We start from the raw sequence: 13,041 nt of genomic DNA, 5'->3' as shown, positions 1-13,041 counted from the left end.
AGACTTCTTCTCGGCCGGTCGGGGAAACCTTCGGGGAAACCGCCGGTCATGGTGGGTATAGCTCAGATGGTAGAGCACCTGGTTGTGGTCCAGGATGTCGCGGGTTCGAGTCCCGTTACTCACCCTCTGCACCGAGGCCCCGGTTCGCGAGAACCGGGGCCTCGGTCGTTTCCGTGCGTCCGCGCTCGACGCCCCCGCCCCCTCCTCCGTTCGGGTCAAGCGGCGCCCCCCGCACCCGAACCCCCTGCTAGCTTCCCTTTATGTCCTATATCGTCAGGTTTTCTCCTGTCGTCGGGGGAGGGGTGAGCGTGGATGGGAATCCTGCGTGACCATCCCGAACTCGTCCTCTTCCTCTCCCTCGCGGCCGGCTACCTCGTCGGCAAGCTGCGCGTCGGCCCCATCACCCTCGGCGGCATCTGCGGCACCCTGATCGTCTCGCTGCTCCTCGGCGCCTGGACGAAGGCCACCGTCTCCGACGACGTGAAGACGATCTTCTTCGCGCTCTTCATCTTCTCGCTCGGCTACATGGCGGGGCCGCAGTTCTTCGCCAACCTCAACAGGAAGAGCCTGCGCTTCTTCGCCCTCTGCCTCATCGAGGTCGTCTGCGTCGTCGGCATCGCCCTGGGCCTCGCGGAGGCCTTCGACCTGGACGTCGGCACCGCCGCGGGCATCCTCGCCGGCGCGGCCACCGAGTCGGCGGTCGTCGGCACGGCCACCGAGTCCATCGCCAAGCTGAGCGACCTGACCCAGGAGCAGATCACCCAGTACCAGGGCCACGTGGCCACCGCGTACACCGTCTGCTACCTGTTCGGCCTCGTCACCATCGTCATCTACACCAGCCAGATCATGCCGATGCTGATGCGGATCAACCTCCGCGACGCCTCGCGCGAGCTCTGGGAGCGGATGCGCGGCGAGGGCGGCGGCCTGGAGTCCGACGAGCGCGAGGCGCTCCCGGGCCTGGTCGGCCGGACGTTCCTGGTCACGCACGCGGACGGGACCGGGGTGGCCGACCTGGAGCGCTCGCTGGGCGGCCGGGTCACCGTCGAGGCGGTGAAGCGGGGCAGCAAGGTGCTCACCCCTCCCCCGCCCGGCTTCACGCTCACCCTCTCCGACCTGGTGCTCGCCGTCGGCCGGCGGGCCAACATCATCGAGGCGGGCCGGGTCATCGGCCCCGAGACGCCGGCCGTCCCCGGCCTGGACACCCCGCTCGCCACCACCCAGGTCTCCCTGACCGACAAGGGCGTCTCCGGCAAGTCCCTCGACACCCTCTCCAGGGAGCACCCGGAGTTCTCCTCCGGCGGGGTGTACGTGACGGACGTGCTGCGCAACGACCAGCACCTGCCCGCCACCCCCGAGACTGTCGTCGACCGCGGTGACGTGCTCACCCTGGTCGGCGCCCGCTCGGGCCTGGGCAAGCTGGCGTCCAGGATCGGCGCGACCGTGAGGAACGACGCCACGGACTTCATCTACCTGGGCCTCGGCATCGTGTGCGGCTCGCTGCTCGGCCAGGTCGTGGTCGAGTTCGGCGACGTCCCCCTGTCGCTCGGCACCGGCGGCGGCTGTCTGATCTCCGGGCTGCTCTTCGGCTGGTTCCGGTCCCGCACCCAGACCTTCGGCGCCTTCCCCCCGCAGGCCGCCTCCACCCTCAAGGACATGGGCCTGGCGATCTTCATCGCCTGCACGGGCCTGGTGTCGGGCCCGCAGGCCTGGCCGCTGCTCAAGGAGTACGGGGCGCTGCTGCCGTTCGCGGGGATCGCGATGGTCCTGGTGCCCGCGACGATCTCGCTCGTCGTCGGCCGCAAGCTGCTGAAGATCGAGAAGCCGCTGCTCATCGGCGCCATCGCGGGCCAGCAGTGCTCGACCCCGGCCATCACCTCGATCACCCAGGTGGCCCAGAGCTCGGTCCCGATGCTCGGCTACACGATCACGTACACCCTCTCCAACTTCCTGCTCCCCCTGACCGGCCCGCTGCTCGTCGGCGTCCTGGGGGCGTGAGGCGGCGCGATGATCGACTTCCTGAACCGGAACGTCTTCCAGCCCCACCCCGAACTCCTCGTCTTCATCACCGTCGCGCTCGGCTTCCTCTTCGGGAAGCTCCGCTACCGGACCCTCGCGCTCGGCGCCGTCACCGGCTGCCTGGTGGCCGGGCTGCTGCTCGGCGCGCAGTTCAAGGTGACGATCGACGCCACGGTGAAGAACCTCTTCTTCACCATGTTCCTCTTCGCCCTCGGCTACAAGGTCGGCCCGCAGTTCTTCCGGGGCCTGAAGAAGGACGGCCTGCCGCAGGTCGTCAACGCCGTCGTCGTCTGCGTGACGGGCCTCCTCGTCTCCTGGGGCTTCGCCGCGATGCTCGGGTACGGCCCCGGTCTCTCCGCGGGGCTCCTCGGCGGCGCGCTCACCCAGTCCGCCGTCATCGGCGTCGCCCAGGACGCCATCGGCAACCTGCCGGGGCTCTCCGCCGCGCAGACGAAGACCGAGGAGAACCTGGTCGCGATCGGCTACGCCGTCACGTACCCGCTCGGCACGATCCTCTGCGCGCTGCTCCTCGCCAACGTCCTGCCCAAGCTGTACAAGCGGGACCTGGCCGCCGAGTCGGCGCGGCTCGCCGAGGAGCTGGACGCCCCCGGCGACGACCCCGACCTGTCCGAGGGCTACTACGAGGTCGTGCTCCGCGCGTACCGCGTCGAGCGCCCCGACCTCGCCGGCCGCACCATCGACGACTTCGAGCAGCAGCAGAAGGCGCTCGGCCGCCGCGTCTACCTCACCCGGGTGCGGCGGGACGGGAAAATTCTCGACCACGACCAGCGGACCGTGCTCCACGAGGGCGACACCGTGGCGCTCAGCGCGCTGCGCGGCTCGCTCGTCGACTTCGACCCGCTGACCCACGTCGGGCCCGAGGCGGACGACGTCGAGCTGCTCGGGTACCGGACGGAGACCCTGCACGTGGTCGCCTCGGAGAAGGCCCAGCTCGGCAGGAGCATCGCGGACCTGCGCCGGGAGCCCTTCATGGTGGGCGTGTACGTCGACAAGGTCTACCGGGCGGGCGCCGAGTTCCCGTACCGCCTCTCGACCACCCTGGAGCGCGGCGACACCCTGGTCCTGACCGGGCCGAAGCGGCTCGTGGACCCGGCGGGGAAGGCGATCGGCAAGCCCGTGCCGACCTCCTTCGCCACCGACATGCTCTGGGTGGGCCTCGGCGTCTTCCTCGGCGGCTGCGTCGGCATCCCGGCCCTGACCGTGTCCGGCGTGCCGATCTCGCTCTCCACCTCCGGCGGCGCGCTGATCATGGGCCTGGTCTTCGGCTGGATCCGCGGCAAGTACCCGACGTACGGCAACGTCCCGCCCGGCGCCCAGTGGTTCATGGACACCCTGGGCCTGTGCCTGTTCGTCGCGGTCGTCGGCATCAACGCCGGGCCGAGCTTCACCAGCGGCCTGGCCTCGGCCGGCTGGGGGCTGCTGCTCTGGGGCGCGGTGGCGACCGTGATCCCGCTGCTCGTCGGCTTCCTCGTCGGCCACTACGTCCAGAAGATCCGCTTCCCGATCCTGATGGGCGTCCTGGCCGGCGGCCAGACGACGACCGCGGCGATCGGCGCGATCAACGAACAGTCCCGGTCGCAGATCCCGACCCTCGGCTACACGATCCCCTACGCGGTGGGCAACGTCCTGCTGACCATCTGGGGCGCCGTGATCGTCATCCTCCACCACTGACGCGAACCCTCCCGTACGGAAGGACATGCCGTGCCCAAGCCCACGTTCACCCGCGAGGAGATCAGGTCCTTCGCGCAGCTCTCGCCGTTCGAACTCAAGGACACCTTCATCTCGCTCGCCAAGGAGGCCCAGGAGGACCAGCCCGGGCAGAAGGACAAGTCGCAGGTCCAGATGCTCAACGCGGGCCGCGGCAACCCGAACTGGGTGGCCACCGGACCGCGCGAGGCCTTCTACGCCCTCGGCTACTTCTCCCTGGCGGAGTCCCGCCGCGTGTGGACCGCCGACGACCTGGGCGGCATGCCCGAGGTGAAGGGGTCCGGCGAGCGCTTCGACGCCTTCGTCCGGCAGCACCCCGACCTGCCGGGGATCGAGCTCCTGGAGAAGAGCGTGGCGTACGCGGTGGAGCGCTTCGGCTTCGACCGGGACTCGTTCCTCCACGAGCTGACGGACAGCTCCGTCGGCGACAACTACCCGGTCCCCGACCGGATGCTGCCGCACGCCGAGCGGATCGTGCGCGGCTACCTCGACGACGAGATGTTCGACGGGAAGCCGCCGGCCGGGAACACCTCGCTGTTCGCGACCGAGGGCGGCACGGCCGCCATGTGCTACATCTTCGACTCCCTGATGAAGAACGGGCTGCTGAAGAAGGGCGACCGGATCGCGCTGATGGTCCCGGTCTTCACGCCGTACATCGAGATCCCCGAGCTGGACACCTACGACTTCGACGTGGTGACGGTCGAGGCGAGCCTCTTCACCGAGACCGGGGTGCGCCAGTGGCGCTACCCGGCCGAGGAGGTCGCCAAGCTGGAGGACCCCTCCGTCAAGCTGGTCTGCCTGGTGAACCCGTCGAACCCGCCGTCCCTCGCGCTGAGCCGGCGGGTCGCCGACCAGATCAAGGAGATCGTCGCCTCGAAGAACCCGAACCTGCTGATCGTCACGGACGACGTGTACGGGACGTTCGTGCCGGGCTTCCGCTCGATCGCCGCCGACCTGCCGCGCAACACGCTGCTCGTGTACTCGTACTCCAAGCACTACGGCGCCACGGGCTGGCGGCTCGGCGTCATCGGCCTGAACGACGACAACGTGATCGACGCGATGCTGGCCGGGCTGCCGGAGGAGGAGAAGGAGCGGCTGAACAAGCGGTACGGGACGCTGACGCTCGAACCGGAGAAGATGCGGTTCATCGACCGGATGGTGGCGGACTCGCGCCAGGTGGCGCTCAACCACACGGCCGGGCTCTCGCTGCCGCAGCAGGTGATGATGGTGCTCTTCTCCCTCTTCGACATGCTGGAGGAGGGGCGGGCGTACAAGGAGCGGATCCGCGGGATCGTCGGCCGGCGGCTCGATCTGCTCCTGGAGGGCGCCCGGATGAAGATCTCGGAGGATCCGCAGCGGGCCGCCTACTACATCGAGCTGGACCTGCTAGCGGAGGCCGAGCGGGTGCACGGCAAGCCGTTCGCGGACTTCCTGGAGAAGAACTACGAGCCGGTGGACCCGCTGTTCCGGCTGGCCCAGCAGACGGGCGTGGTGCTGCTCAACGGCGGCGGCTTCGACGGCCCGGAGTGGTCGGTCCGGGTGTCCCTGGCGAACCTGGACGACCTGGACTACCTGAAGATCGGCCACCACCTGCGGGCGATCTTCGACGCGTACGCGGAGGAGTGGCGGGCCTCGGGGGCCTGACGAGAGGCAAGAGGGGCGCGCCCCGGTCGGAGGTAGGGGGGCCGACCGGGGCGCGCGGTGTGGGGGGCACAGTGGTCCGTGAGGGCCTACCGGTAGGCGGCGAACGCCTTCGTGAAGGCCAGCGGCTGCTGGAGGATCGAGGAGCAGGTGGCGTCGGCGCGGTTCACGGCGCCGTCCGGGCACTGCTTGTCGCGGGTCGAGGACCACATGGAGAGCCAGCCGAGGCCCTTGGACTTCGCGAAGTCGACCAGCTGGGTGGCGTCGTCCACCTTGAAGACCTCGGTGGTGACGTCGTTGACGCCGATCATCGGGGTGACGGCGACGGCCTTCCAGGCGGCCGCGTCGGAGAGCCCGAGGACGCCCTTGATCTGGGCCTGGGTCGCGGTCGCGGCCTGGATCGCGTACGTCCCCATGTCGGCGCTGTACGCCGGGCCGTAGTCCATCGCCATGATGTTGACGGCGTCGACGCGGACCCCGTTGCGCTTGGCGTCGGCCAGCAGGTCCACGCCCGGCTGGGTCAGGCCCTCGGGCATGACCGGCAGGGTGAAGGAGACGTCCAGGCCCGGGTGGGACTTCTGGAGCTGGGCGATCGCCTGCGAGCGCCGGGTGTTGGCGGCGGTGTCCGGCAGGGCCGCGCCCTCCACGTCGAAGTCGACCTTGGTCAGCCCGTACTGGTCGACGACCTTGCCGTACGCGGCGGCGAGCGCCGGGGCGGAGGAGCAGTTCAGGGCCAGCTCGTGACCGGCGGCGCCGCCGAAGGAGACGCGGACGTCACCGCCCTTGGCGCGCAGGGCGCCGATCTGGGCGGCGACCTTGTCGTTCGCCAGGTCGGTGACTCCGCCCCACAGCGGGGCGCAGGCGCCGCCGGAGGTGATGAAGGCGAGGTTGAACTCCTTCACGCCGGTGGCGTCGGCGGTCGCGAGCAGGTCGTACGCCGGGTAGAGCGAGGTGTCGACGTACGGGGCGAACCGCGCGCCGGTGACGGGGGCCGGGGTGGAGGCCGTCGGGGTGGGCGTCGGGGCCGGGGTCTGCGTCCGCGTGGGGGTCGGCGCGGGGGCCGTGGTGGCGGGCGCGGTCGGGGTCGGGGTCGGCTTGACCGTCGCGGTGGGCGAGGCGGTGGCCGTGGGCTGCTCGGTGGGACGGCCGCTGGGCGTGGGGGCGGGGCCGCCGGCGGAGCAGGACGCCTTGTTGATCAGGCAGTTCGCGGGGTCGCCCGCCTCGCCCGTGGCGGAGGTGACGAAGCCGACGGTGACGGACCGGCCCGGCGCCAGCTCCCGGTTCCAGCTCGCGGGCTTCACGGTGACGTGCCGGCCGGAGACGGTGTGCTCGCCGTTCCAGAGGGAGCCGAGGGTGGTCCCGGCCGGGAGGTCGAACTCCAGGGTCCAGTCGGTCTGGGCGGCGGACGTCTCGTTGGTGACGACGTACTGGCCGGTGTAGCCGCCGGTCCAGGAGCTGGTCCGGGTGTAGGCGGCGCCGACGGAGGCGGCCTGGGCGGTGCCGGTGAGCGCGAGGGCCGCGCCGCCGACGACGGCCGCCGTGACGACCGCTCCGACGACCTTGGTCCTCGTACTCGCCCTGCGCCGGTGCGCTCTGGTGCCCATGTGGCGTGCCTGCCTCTGCGTGCGGAAGTGGGGGTGCGGCAGCACGCTAGCGAGCGGGAAACGGACAAAGCGGGGGATCGGGGGCGGGGGTGGGGATCCTTAGGGTCCGCTTAAGGTGCCCATCGGAACCAGGAAAGGTTCTTCCCGGGCTCCCGGGGGGCGCCCTCCCCGGGGAGGGACAACTGCCGGGGGGTCAGGCTTCCTTCGCCCGTCGCGTCCCCGTGCCCCCGCGTCTGCGGCGGGCCGGGCGGTGGCCCCGGCGGCCGTGCGGGCCGGTCGGGCCGCCCGCTCCGGCCCGGCCGCCGAGGCCGATCCAGACGCGGACCTCCGTACCGCCGAGGACCGAGCGGCCGATGCGGACGTCGCCGCCGGTGCCCTCCGCCACGCGCCGCACGATGTCCAGGCCGAGGCCCGTGGAGCCGTCCCGGGCGCCGCTGTTTCCCCGGGCCAGGGCGGCGGTCGGGTCGTCGATGCCGGGGCCCGCGTCGGAGACCAGGACGATGACGGCGTCGTCGCCGTTGTGGACGTCGATGGAGAAGGCGGTGCCCTCCGGGGTGTGGCGGAAGACGTTGCCGAGGAGGGCATCGAGCGCGGCGACGAGTTCGGGGCGGGCGACCGGGATGCGGACCGGGCGCTCGACGCCCGCGACCCGCACCCGGCGCCCCTCGTCCTCGGCGAGCGCCGACCAGAAGTCCATCCGCTCGCGCACCACTTCGGCGGCGTCGCAGCCCGCGCCGGGGCCGGTCGCCTGGGTCTGCGGCTTCGCCTCCCGGGCCGTGCGGATGATGATGTCGACCTCGCGCTCCAGCTGTTCGACGGCCGCGCGGGTCTGCTCGGCGGCCGGACCGGAGCCGAGCGAGGCCGCGTTGAGCCGGAGCACGGTCAGCGGGGTGCGCAGCCGGTGGGAGAGGTCGGCGGCCAGCTCCCGTTCGTTGGCGAGGAGTTGGACGACCTGGTCGGCCATCGAGTTGAAGGCGACGGCGGCGGACTTGAGCTCCGGCGGCCCCTCCTCGGGGACCCGGGCGCCGAGCTGCCCCTCGCCCAGGTCGTGGGCGGCGCCCGCGAGCCGCTGGGCGGGCTGGACCATGCGGACGCCGAGGCGGTCGGCGACGGCGACGGAGCCGACGATCAGGGCGGCGCCGACCCCGGCGAGGACCAGCCAGGCGGTGCCGACGCCGTTGGACACGTCGCCCTCGGGGACGAAGAGTTCGACGACCGCGACCTGGCCGCTGCTGAGCGCGGTGGGCTGGAGCAGCGCGAAGCCGCCGGGCACCTCGGTGATGGAGGCCCGGCCGAGCTCGCGGGTGGCCGTCAGCGCCTCCTGCCCCGCCCGGCGGGTGCCGATCTCCAGGGGCGGGCCGTCCGGCACCTCGGCGGGGACGTGGACGGCGAGCCGGCCGGCGGCCCCGTCCTCGGTGGTGGCGACGGCCCTGTCCAGCTCGTCGCGGTCGGTGGTGATGGCGAGGACGGGGGCGAGCCCGGCGGCCCGCCGTTCGGCGTTGGAGAAGGCCCGGTCGCGGGCCATCTCCTTGACGACGAGCCCGAGGGGGACGGCGAAGGCGACCACGACCATGGCGGTGACGGCGAGGCACACCTTGACGAGCGCCCATCTCACGGCCGCGGCTCCCCGGGCGGTTCCAGCTTCACGCCCACTCCGCGCAGGGTGTGCAGGTAGCGGGGGCGGGCGGCCGTCTCGCCGAGCTTGCGCCGCAGCCACGACAGGTGGACGTCGATGGTCTGGTCGTCGCCGTAGGACTGCTGCCACACCTCGGCGAGCAGCTCCTTGCGCGGGACGACCACGCCGGGCCGCCCGGCGAGGAAGGCGAGCAGGTCGAACTCGCGCCGGGTCAGGTCCAGGGGCGTGCCGTCCAGTTCCGCCTGTCGGCGCAGCGGGTCGACGGTGAGCCCGCCGACCCGGATGACCCGCGAGGGCGGGGCCTCGCCGGCGCCGGAGCGGGCGCGGCGCAGGACGGCGGCCATCCGGGCCGAGAGGTGGTCGACCGAGAAGGGCTTCACGAGGTAGTCGTCGGCGCCGGCGTGCAGGAGCCGTACGATCTCGGCCTCGTCGTCGCGGGCGGTCGCGATGATCACCGGCACGTCGGTGATGCCGCGCAGCATCTTGAGCGCCTCGGACCCGTCCAGATCGGGCAGTCCGAGGTCGAGGATGACCACGTCGAAACGGAAATGGGCGACCTCGCGCAACGCCTCCAGTGCCGTGCCGACGCTCCGTACGGTGTGGGACGCTTCGGAGAGCTGCCGGATGAGGGCGGAGCGCACGAACTGGTCGTCCTCGACCACGAGCACACTTGCCATGGGCGGCACCGTACGCCATGCGGACGGATCATCGGACAATGTCCACCCTCTGATCCGGAACGGCCGGGGGTGGTGCACTATGGGCCGGTGCGAAGAGGACTGGTCCACGCCCTTGCCTGGTCACTCGCCACCGGCGCGGCGGTCACCCTGTCCTGGTGGGGAGTGCACACGGTGCTGTCCGGAACCGTGTACGACCCGCCGCGCGCGCTGCCCGTGCCGCTCTGGGCCTCGGACGGGACGCACGGCTCCGGCGACGCCCCGCTGACCTCCTCGACCCGGTATCCCGGGCCCGACGGGACCTCCGCGTCCGCCCCGCCGACGACCGGCCCCACGCCCTCGGCCACCCCGTCCGCCACGCCGACGCGACGGCAGGAGCCCACGGCGGCGACCTCCTCGCACGCGAACCCGCCGCCGAAGGCGGACCCGGACACGGGCTCGGACGCGGAACCGGGCTCCGGTTCCGGTTCGGATTCGGGGTCGGGGTCGGGGTCGGGGTCGAACGTGAAGAGCTACGCCGTGGACGGCGGCCGGGTCGCCTTCGACCTCGGGGAGACCTCGGCCGAGCTGGTCTCCGCGACGCCCGCCGCCGGCTGGCAGATGCAGGTGTGGAAGCAGACGACCTGGATCCGGGTGACCTTCACCCGGGACGGCCGCGAGCTGTCGGTCTTCTGCGTGTGGCACGACACCGCGCCCCGCGTGGAGATCGACGACCGCACGGCCTGACTCCCCCGGCGAACGACGGATCAGCGGAAGACGGACGCGGGCGGGGCCGGTGACGGCTTGGCGCTCGCGTCGGTGACCGGGGCCGCTCCCCCGGCGAAGTCGGCGAGGGCCCGCCCGTGTTCGACCCGGCCCGGGTGCGGGTCGGTGGCGACCCTGCGGGTCAGTTCGGCGACCGGGAGGTCCCGGTCGGAGGCGAGCAGGACCGCGTTGCCGAAGCGGCGGCCGCGCAGCACGGTCGGGTCGGCGGTCAGGGCCAGTTCGGGGAAGACGGCGGCGGCCGTGGCGATCTGGCCGCGCAGATGGGCCAGCGGCGGGCCGTCGGCCAGGTTCGCCGCGTAGAGGCCGCCGGGCCGCAGCGCCCGCCGCACCTCGGCGAGGAACTCGGTGCTGGTCAGATGGGCGGGGGTACGGGCTCCGCCGAACACGTCCGCGATGATCAGGTCCGCCCAGCCGTCCTGGACCTTGGCGAGGCCGGCGCGGGCGTCGGCGGTCCGGACCCGTACGCGGGCGCCGGGGTCGAGCGGCAGCTCCCGGCGGACGAACCGCACCAGGGGCCCGTCGAGCTCCACGACCTGCTGCGTGGAGCGGGGCCGGGTCGCGGCGACGTACCGGGCGAGGGTGAGGGCGCCGCCGCCGAGGTGCACGGCCTGGAGCGGGCGGTTCGGCGGGGCGGCGAGGTCCACGGCGTGGCCGAGGCGCCGCTGGTACTCGAAGGAGAGGTGTGCCGGGTCGTCCAGGTCGACGTGCGACTGCGGGGCGCCGTCGAGGAGCAGCGTCCAGGCGCGCGGGCGCTCCCGGTCGGGTACGAGTTCGGCGAGGCCGCCGTCGACGGTCTCGGTGAGGGGGGCCGCCGCCGCCCGGTCGCGCTGCTTGTTCCTGGCCATCGGTCCATTATCGGACGATCGGACCGCTACCGGCGTGCCCGGGGCCGTCGGACGGGGCCGGGGGCGCCGGGCGGACTCAGCGACTCAGCCGCTCAGCGACTCAGAGACTCGGCGGCTCAGAGGCTCAGCGGCCCAGAGGCTCAGAGGCTCAGTGACAGCCGTCGGCGGCCTCGATGAGCCGGGCCGCCTCGCCGAGCGCCCGGCGCAGGACGACGGGGTCGGTGACCGGGTCGGTGTCGCCGGGGGGCAGCAGCCAGCCGGCCGGGCGGGGGGCGCCCCCGGCCGGTTCCGGCAGCTCCGGCAGCTCGGGGAGGCGGAGGCCGCGTCCCGAGGTGCGCGTACAGGCGCTGCCCGGCATGTCCCAGCCGGCGGCGGTGCCGGGCGGCACCAGGAAGCCCAGGGTGTCGCAGGTGCCGTCGTGCACCACCGGGCCGACGGCGGGGGCCCCCGCGCGGCGCAGGATGTCGACGGCCTCCAGGCCCTGGCGGACCGGCACGGTGACCAGGTCCCAGGCTTCGGCGGCGGACTCGGCCCCGGCGGTGCCCGGGGCGGGCGCGGGCCGAGCGGCCGACTGCGAACCGATCTCCGACATGAAACCCCTCCTCGCTCCATGAGGAGACACGTTTCGTCTCTCCTTACGGTTCAACGCCCGTGCGCGTCAACGGCTACGGCGGTTTCCCGCCGCAAAGGATGGCAGTTCATGGCAGATCGCAGGCGAGATATCCGATTTGTAGCCAAACTCTGCGTAGGCATTCGGTCACAGCGGGTACGTTTCTGCCGCCGGACCACCCGGCAGCACCAGGAGAGGGCTCGGCCATGGCGATGTCACGGGCAGTTCCCAACCTCGCCTTCCGCAGGCTCCGCGGGCAGCAGTCGCCGGCGGAGTTCGCCGCGGCCGTCCGCCGGGCGGCGCGGGAGATCGGCGAACAGGTCGCGTGCGACGCCCGCTACATCGGGCGCGTGGAGGCGGGCGAGATCCGCTGCCCGAACTACGCGTACGAGCGGGTCTTCCTGCACATGTTCCCCGGACTCGACCTCTGCGACCTGGGGTTCTCCGCACGGGAGGCGGTGCGCGGCCGGCGGCAGGCCGTCCCGGCCGGGGCGCCGTCCCCCGCCGCCTCCACGACCCGGAACGATGAGGAGAGCGACGTGCTGCGTCGCGCATTCATGACGAGCGGCTCCGCCACCCTGGCGGCCGCCTCGCTGGGACTCGGCGGACCCGCCGTCGCGATCCCCAGCCCCCGCGGGACCCACCGGATCGGCGAGACCGAGGTGCGGGCCGTCGAGGACGCCGTGCGGCGGATCCGGCTGCTCGACGACCGGCACGGCGCCGACGGGCTCTACAAGGTCGCCGCCCAGCCGCTCCGTACCGCGTACGCGCTGCTCGACGCCGGCACCACGGCCCGCCGCTCCACCGAGGACCGGCTGCACGCGGGCGCGGGCGAACTCTCCCTCTCCGTCGGCTGGCTGGCCCACGACTCGGGGCGGCACGAGGACGCGCGCTCGCACTACGCGGAGGCCCTCGCCACCGCGCGCGTGGCAGGGAGTTCCGGGAACGCGGCCCTGGAGGCGCACGCCTTCTGCAACACGTCGTTCCTGGCCCGGGACACCGGCCGCCACCGGGAGGCGGTCCGGGCGGCGCAGGCCGGGCTGCGGGCCGCGCGGCCCCTGGGGTCGGCCCGGCTGCTCTCGCTGCTCTCGCTGCGGGAGGCGTGCGCGTGGGCGGGGCTGGGCGACCGGTCCGCCTGCGAGCAGGCCCTCGGCCGCGCCCACGCCTCCTTCGAGCGGGGCCCGGGCGACGACGACCCCGAGTGGATGTCCTTCTTCGGGGAGCCGGAGCGGGAGGCGCAGGAGGCCCAGTGCTGGGCGGTGCTCGGCGACCGGGGCCGGGCCGTCCGCCACGCCCACCGGGCCGTGGTCCTGCAGAACCCGCACTTCGCCCGGAACCTCGCGCTCTACCGCGCCCAGCTCGCCAAGGACCTGGCGCACGCGGGCCGTCCGGACGAGGCGGCGGCGGAGGCGCGGCGGGTGGTGGACTCCCTCGACGGCATCGCCTCGGCCCGCATCCGCGAACTCCTCGCGGAGACGGGCCGGGTGCTGGCGGCCGCCCACTGAAGCACGGGCTGAGGTGC

The 13,041-nt window shown here is 72.9% G+C and carries 10 protein-coding genes and 1 tRNA gene; 6 read left to right on the top strand and 5 right to left on the bottom strand.

Annotation, left to right across the window (positions count from 1 at the left end; genetic code table 11):
- The first annotated feature begins 51 nt into the window (after positions 1–51).
- The 4 genes from ACIP5O_RS04535 to ACIP5O_RS04520 all read left to right on the top strand — a co-directional run bounded on the left by ACIP5O_RS04535 (position 52) and on the right by ACIP5O_RS04520 (position 5,388).
- Positions 52–124 (top strand) — tRNA-His (locus ACIP5O_RS04535).
- 188 nt (positions 125–312) lie between these two features.
- The gene (gene aspT, locus ACIP5O_RS04530) at positions 313–1,995 is read left to right on the top strand and encodes an aspartate-alanine antiporter (protein WP_401288519.1); all 1,683 of its coding nucleotides are present in this window, start codon (positions 313–315) and stop codon (positions 1,993–1,995) included.
- Between the two features lie 9 nt (positions 1,996–2,004).
- Entirely contained in the window at positions 2,005–3,708 is a 1,704-nt protein-coding gene (gene aspT / locus ACIP5O_RS04525) for an aspartate-alanine antiporter (RefSeq protein ID WP_401288517.1), read from the top strand.
- A gap of 30 nt (positions 3,709–3,738) precedes the next feature.
- Positions 3,739–5,388 (top strand): bifunctional aspartate transaminase/aspartate 4-decarboxylase, encoded by a 1,650-nt coding sequence (locus tag ACIP5O_RS04520; RefSeq protein WP_401288514.1) that lies wholly within the window; start codon positions 3,739–3,741, stop codon positions 5,386–5,388.
- Positions 5,389–5,474: 86 nt separating this feature from the next.
- Here ACIP5O_RS04520 and ACIP5O_RS04515 read toward each other — a convergent pair whose 3' ends face one another.
- The 3 genes from ACIP5O_RS04515 to ACIP5O_RS04505 form a co-directional block, all read right to left on the bottom strand.
- Entirely contained in the window at positions 5,475–6,989 is a 1,515-nt protein-coding gene (locus ACIP5O_RS04515) for a cellulose binding domain-containing protein (RefSeq protein WP_401288512.1), read from the bottom strand.
- A gap of 193 nt (positions 6,990–7,182) precedes the next feature.
- Positions 7,183–8,604 carry a sensor histidine kinase gene (locus ACIP5O_RS04510; protein ID WP_401288509.1) on the bottom strand — a complete coding sequence of 474 codons (1,422 nt, stop codon included), beginning with the start codon at positions 8,602–8,604 and terminating at the stop codon, positions 7,183–7,185.
- A complete protein-coding gene (locus ACIP5O_RS04505; RefSeq protein WP_030210276.1) occupies positions 8,601–9,302 on the bottom strand; it encodes a response regulator transcription factor in 702 nt (233 codons plus the stop codon). Before ACIP5O_RS04505 ends, ACIP5O_RS04510 begins: the two co-directional genes overlap by 4 nt.
- Positions 9,303–9,389: 87 nt before the next feature.
- Between ACIP5O_RS04505 and ACIP5O_RS04500 the strand changes: the two genes are divergently transcribed.
- Positions 9,390–10,025 carry a hypothetical protein gene (locus tag ACIP5O_RS04500; RefSeq protein WP_401288506.1) on the top strand — a complete coding sequence of 212 codons (636 nt, stop codon included), beginning with the start codon at positions 9,390–9,392 and terminating at the stop codon, positions 10,023–10,025.
- Between the two features lie 20 nt (positions 10,026–10,045).
- Here the strand turns inward: ACIP5O_RS04500 and ACIP5O_RS04495 are convergent, their stop codons facing one another.
- Both ACIP5O_RS04495 and ACIP5O_RS04490 read right to left on the bottom strand, forming a co-directional pair.
- Complete coding sequence (locus tag ACIP5O_RS04495; RefSeq protein WP_401288503.1) at positions 10,046–10,909, bottom strand: spermidine synthase; 864 nt, start codon at positions 10,907–10,909, stop codon at positions 10,046–10,048.
- A gap of 148 nt (positions 10,910–11,057) precedes the next feature.
- Entirely contained in the window at positions 11,058–11,501 is a 444-nt protein-coding gene (locus ACIP5O_RS04490; RefSeq protein WP_401288500.1) for a hypothetical protein, read from the bottom strand.
- A gap of 224 nt (positions 11,502–11,725) precedes the next feature.
- Between ACIP5O_RS04490 and ACIP5O_RS04485 the strand changes: the two genes are divergently transcribed.
- Positions 11,726–13,024 carry a tetratricopeptide repeat protein gene (locus ACIP5O_RS04485; RefSeq protein ID WP_401288497.1) on the top strand — a complete coding sequence of 433 codons (1,299 nt, stop codon included), beginning with the start codon at positions 11,726–11,728 and terminating at the stop codon, positions 13,022–13,024.
- Positions 13,025–13,041: the final 17 nt, after the last annotated feature.

The sequence above is a fragment of the Streptomyces sp. NPDC088915 genome, from assembly GCF_044749825.1.
In the GTDB taxonomy this organism is placed as follows: Bacteria; Actinomycetota; Actinomycetes; order Streptomycetales; family Streptomycetaceae; genus Streptomyces.
This window is presented reverse-complemented; position numbering and strand designations above follow the sequence as displayed.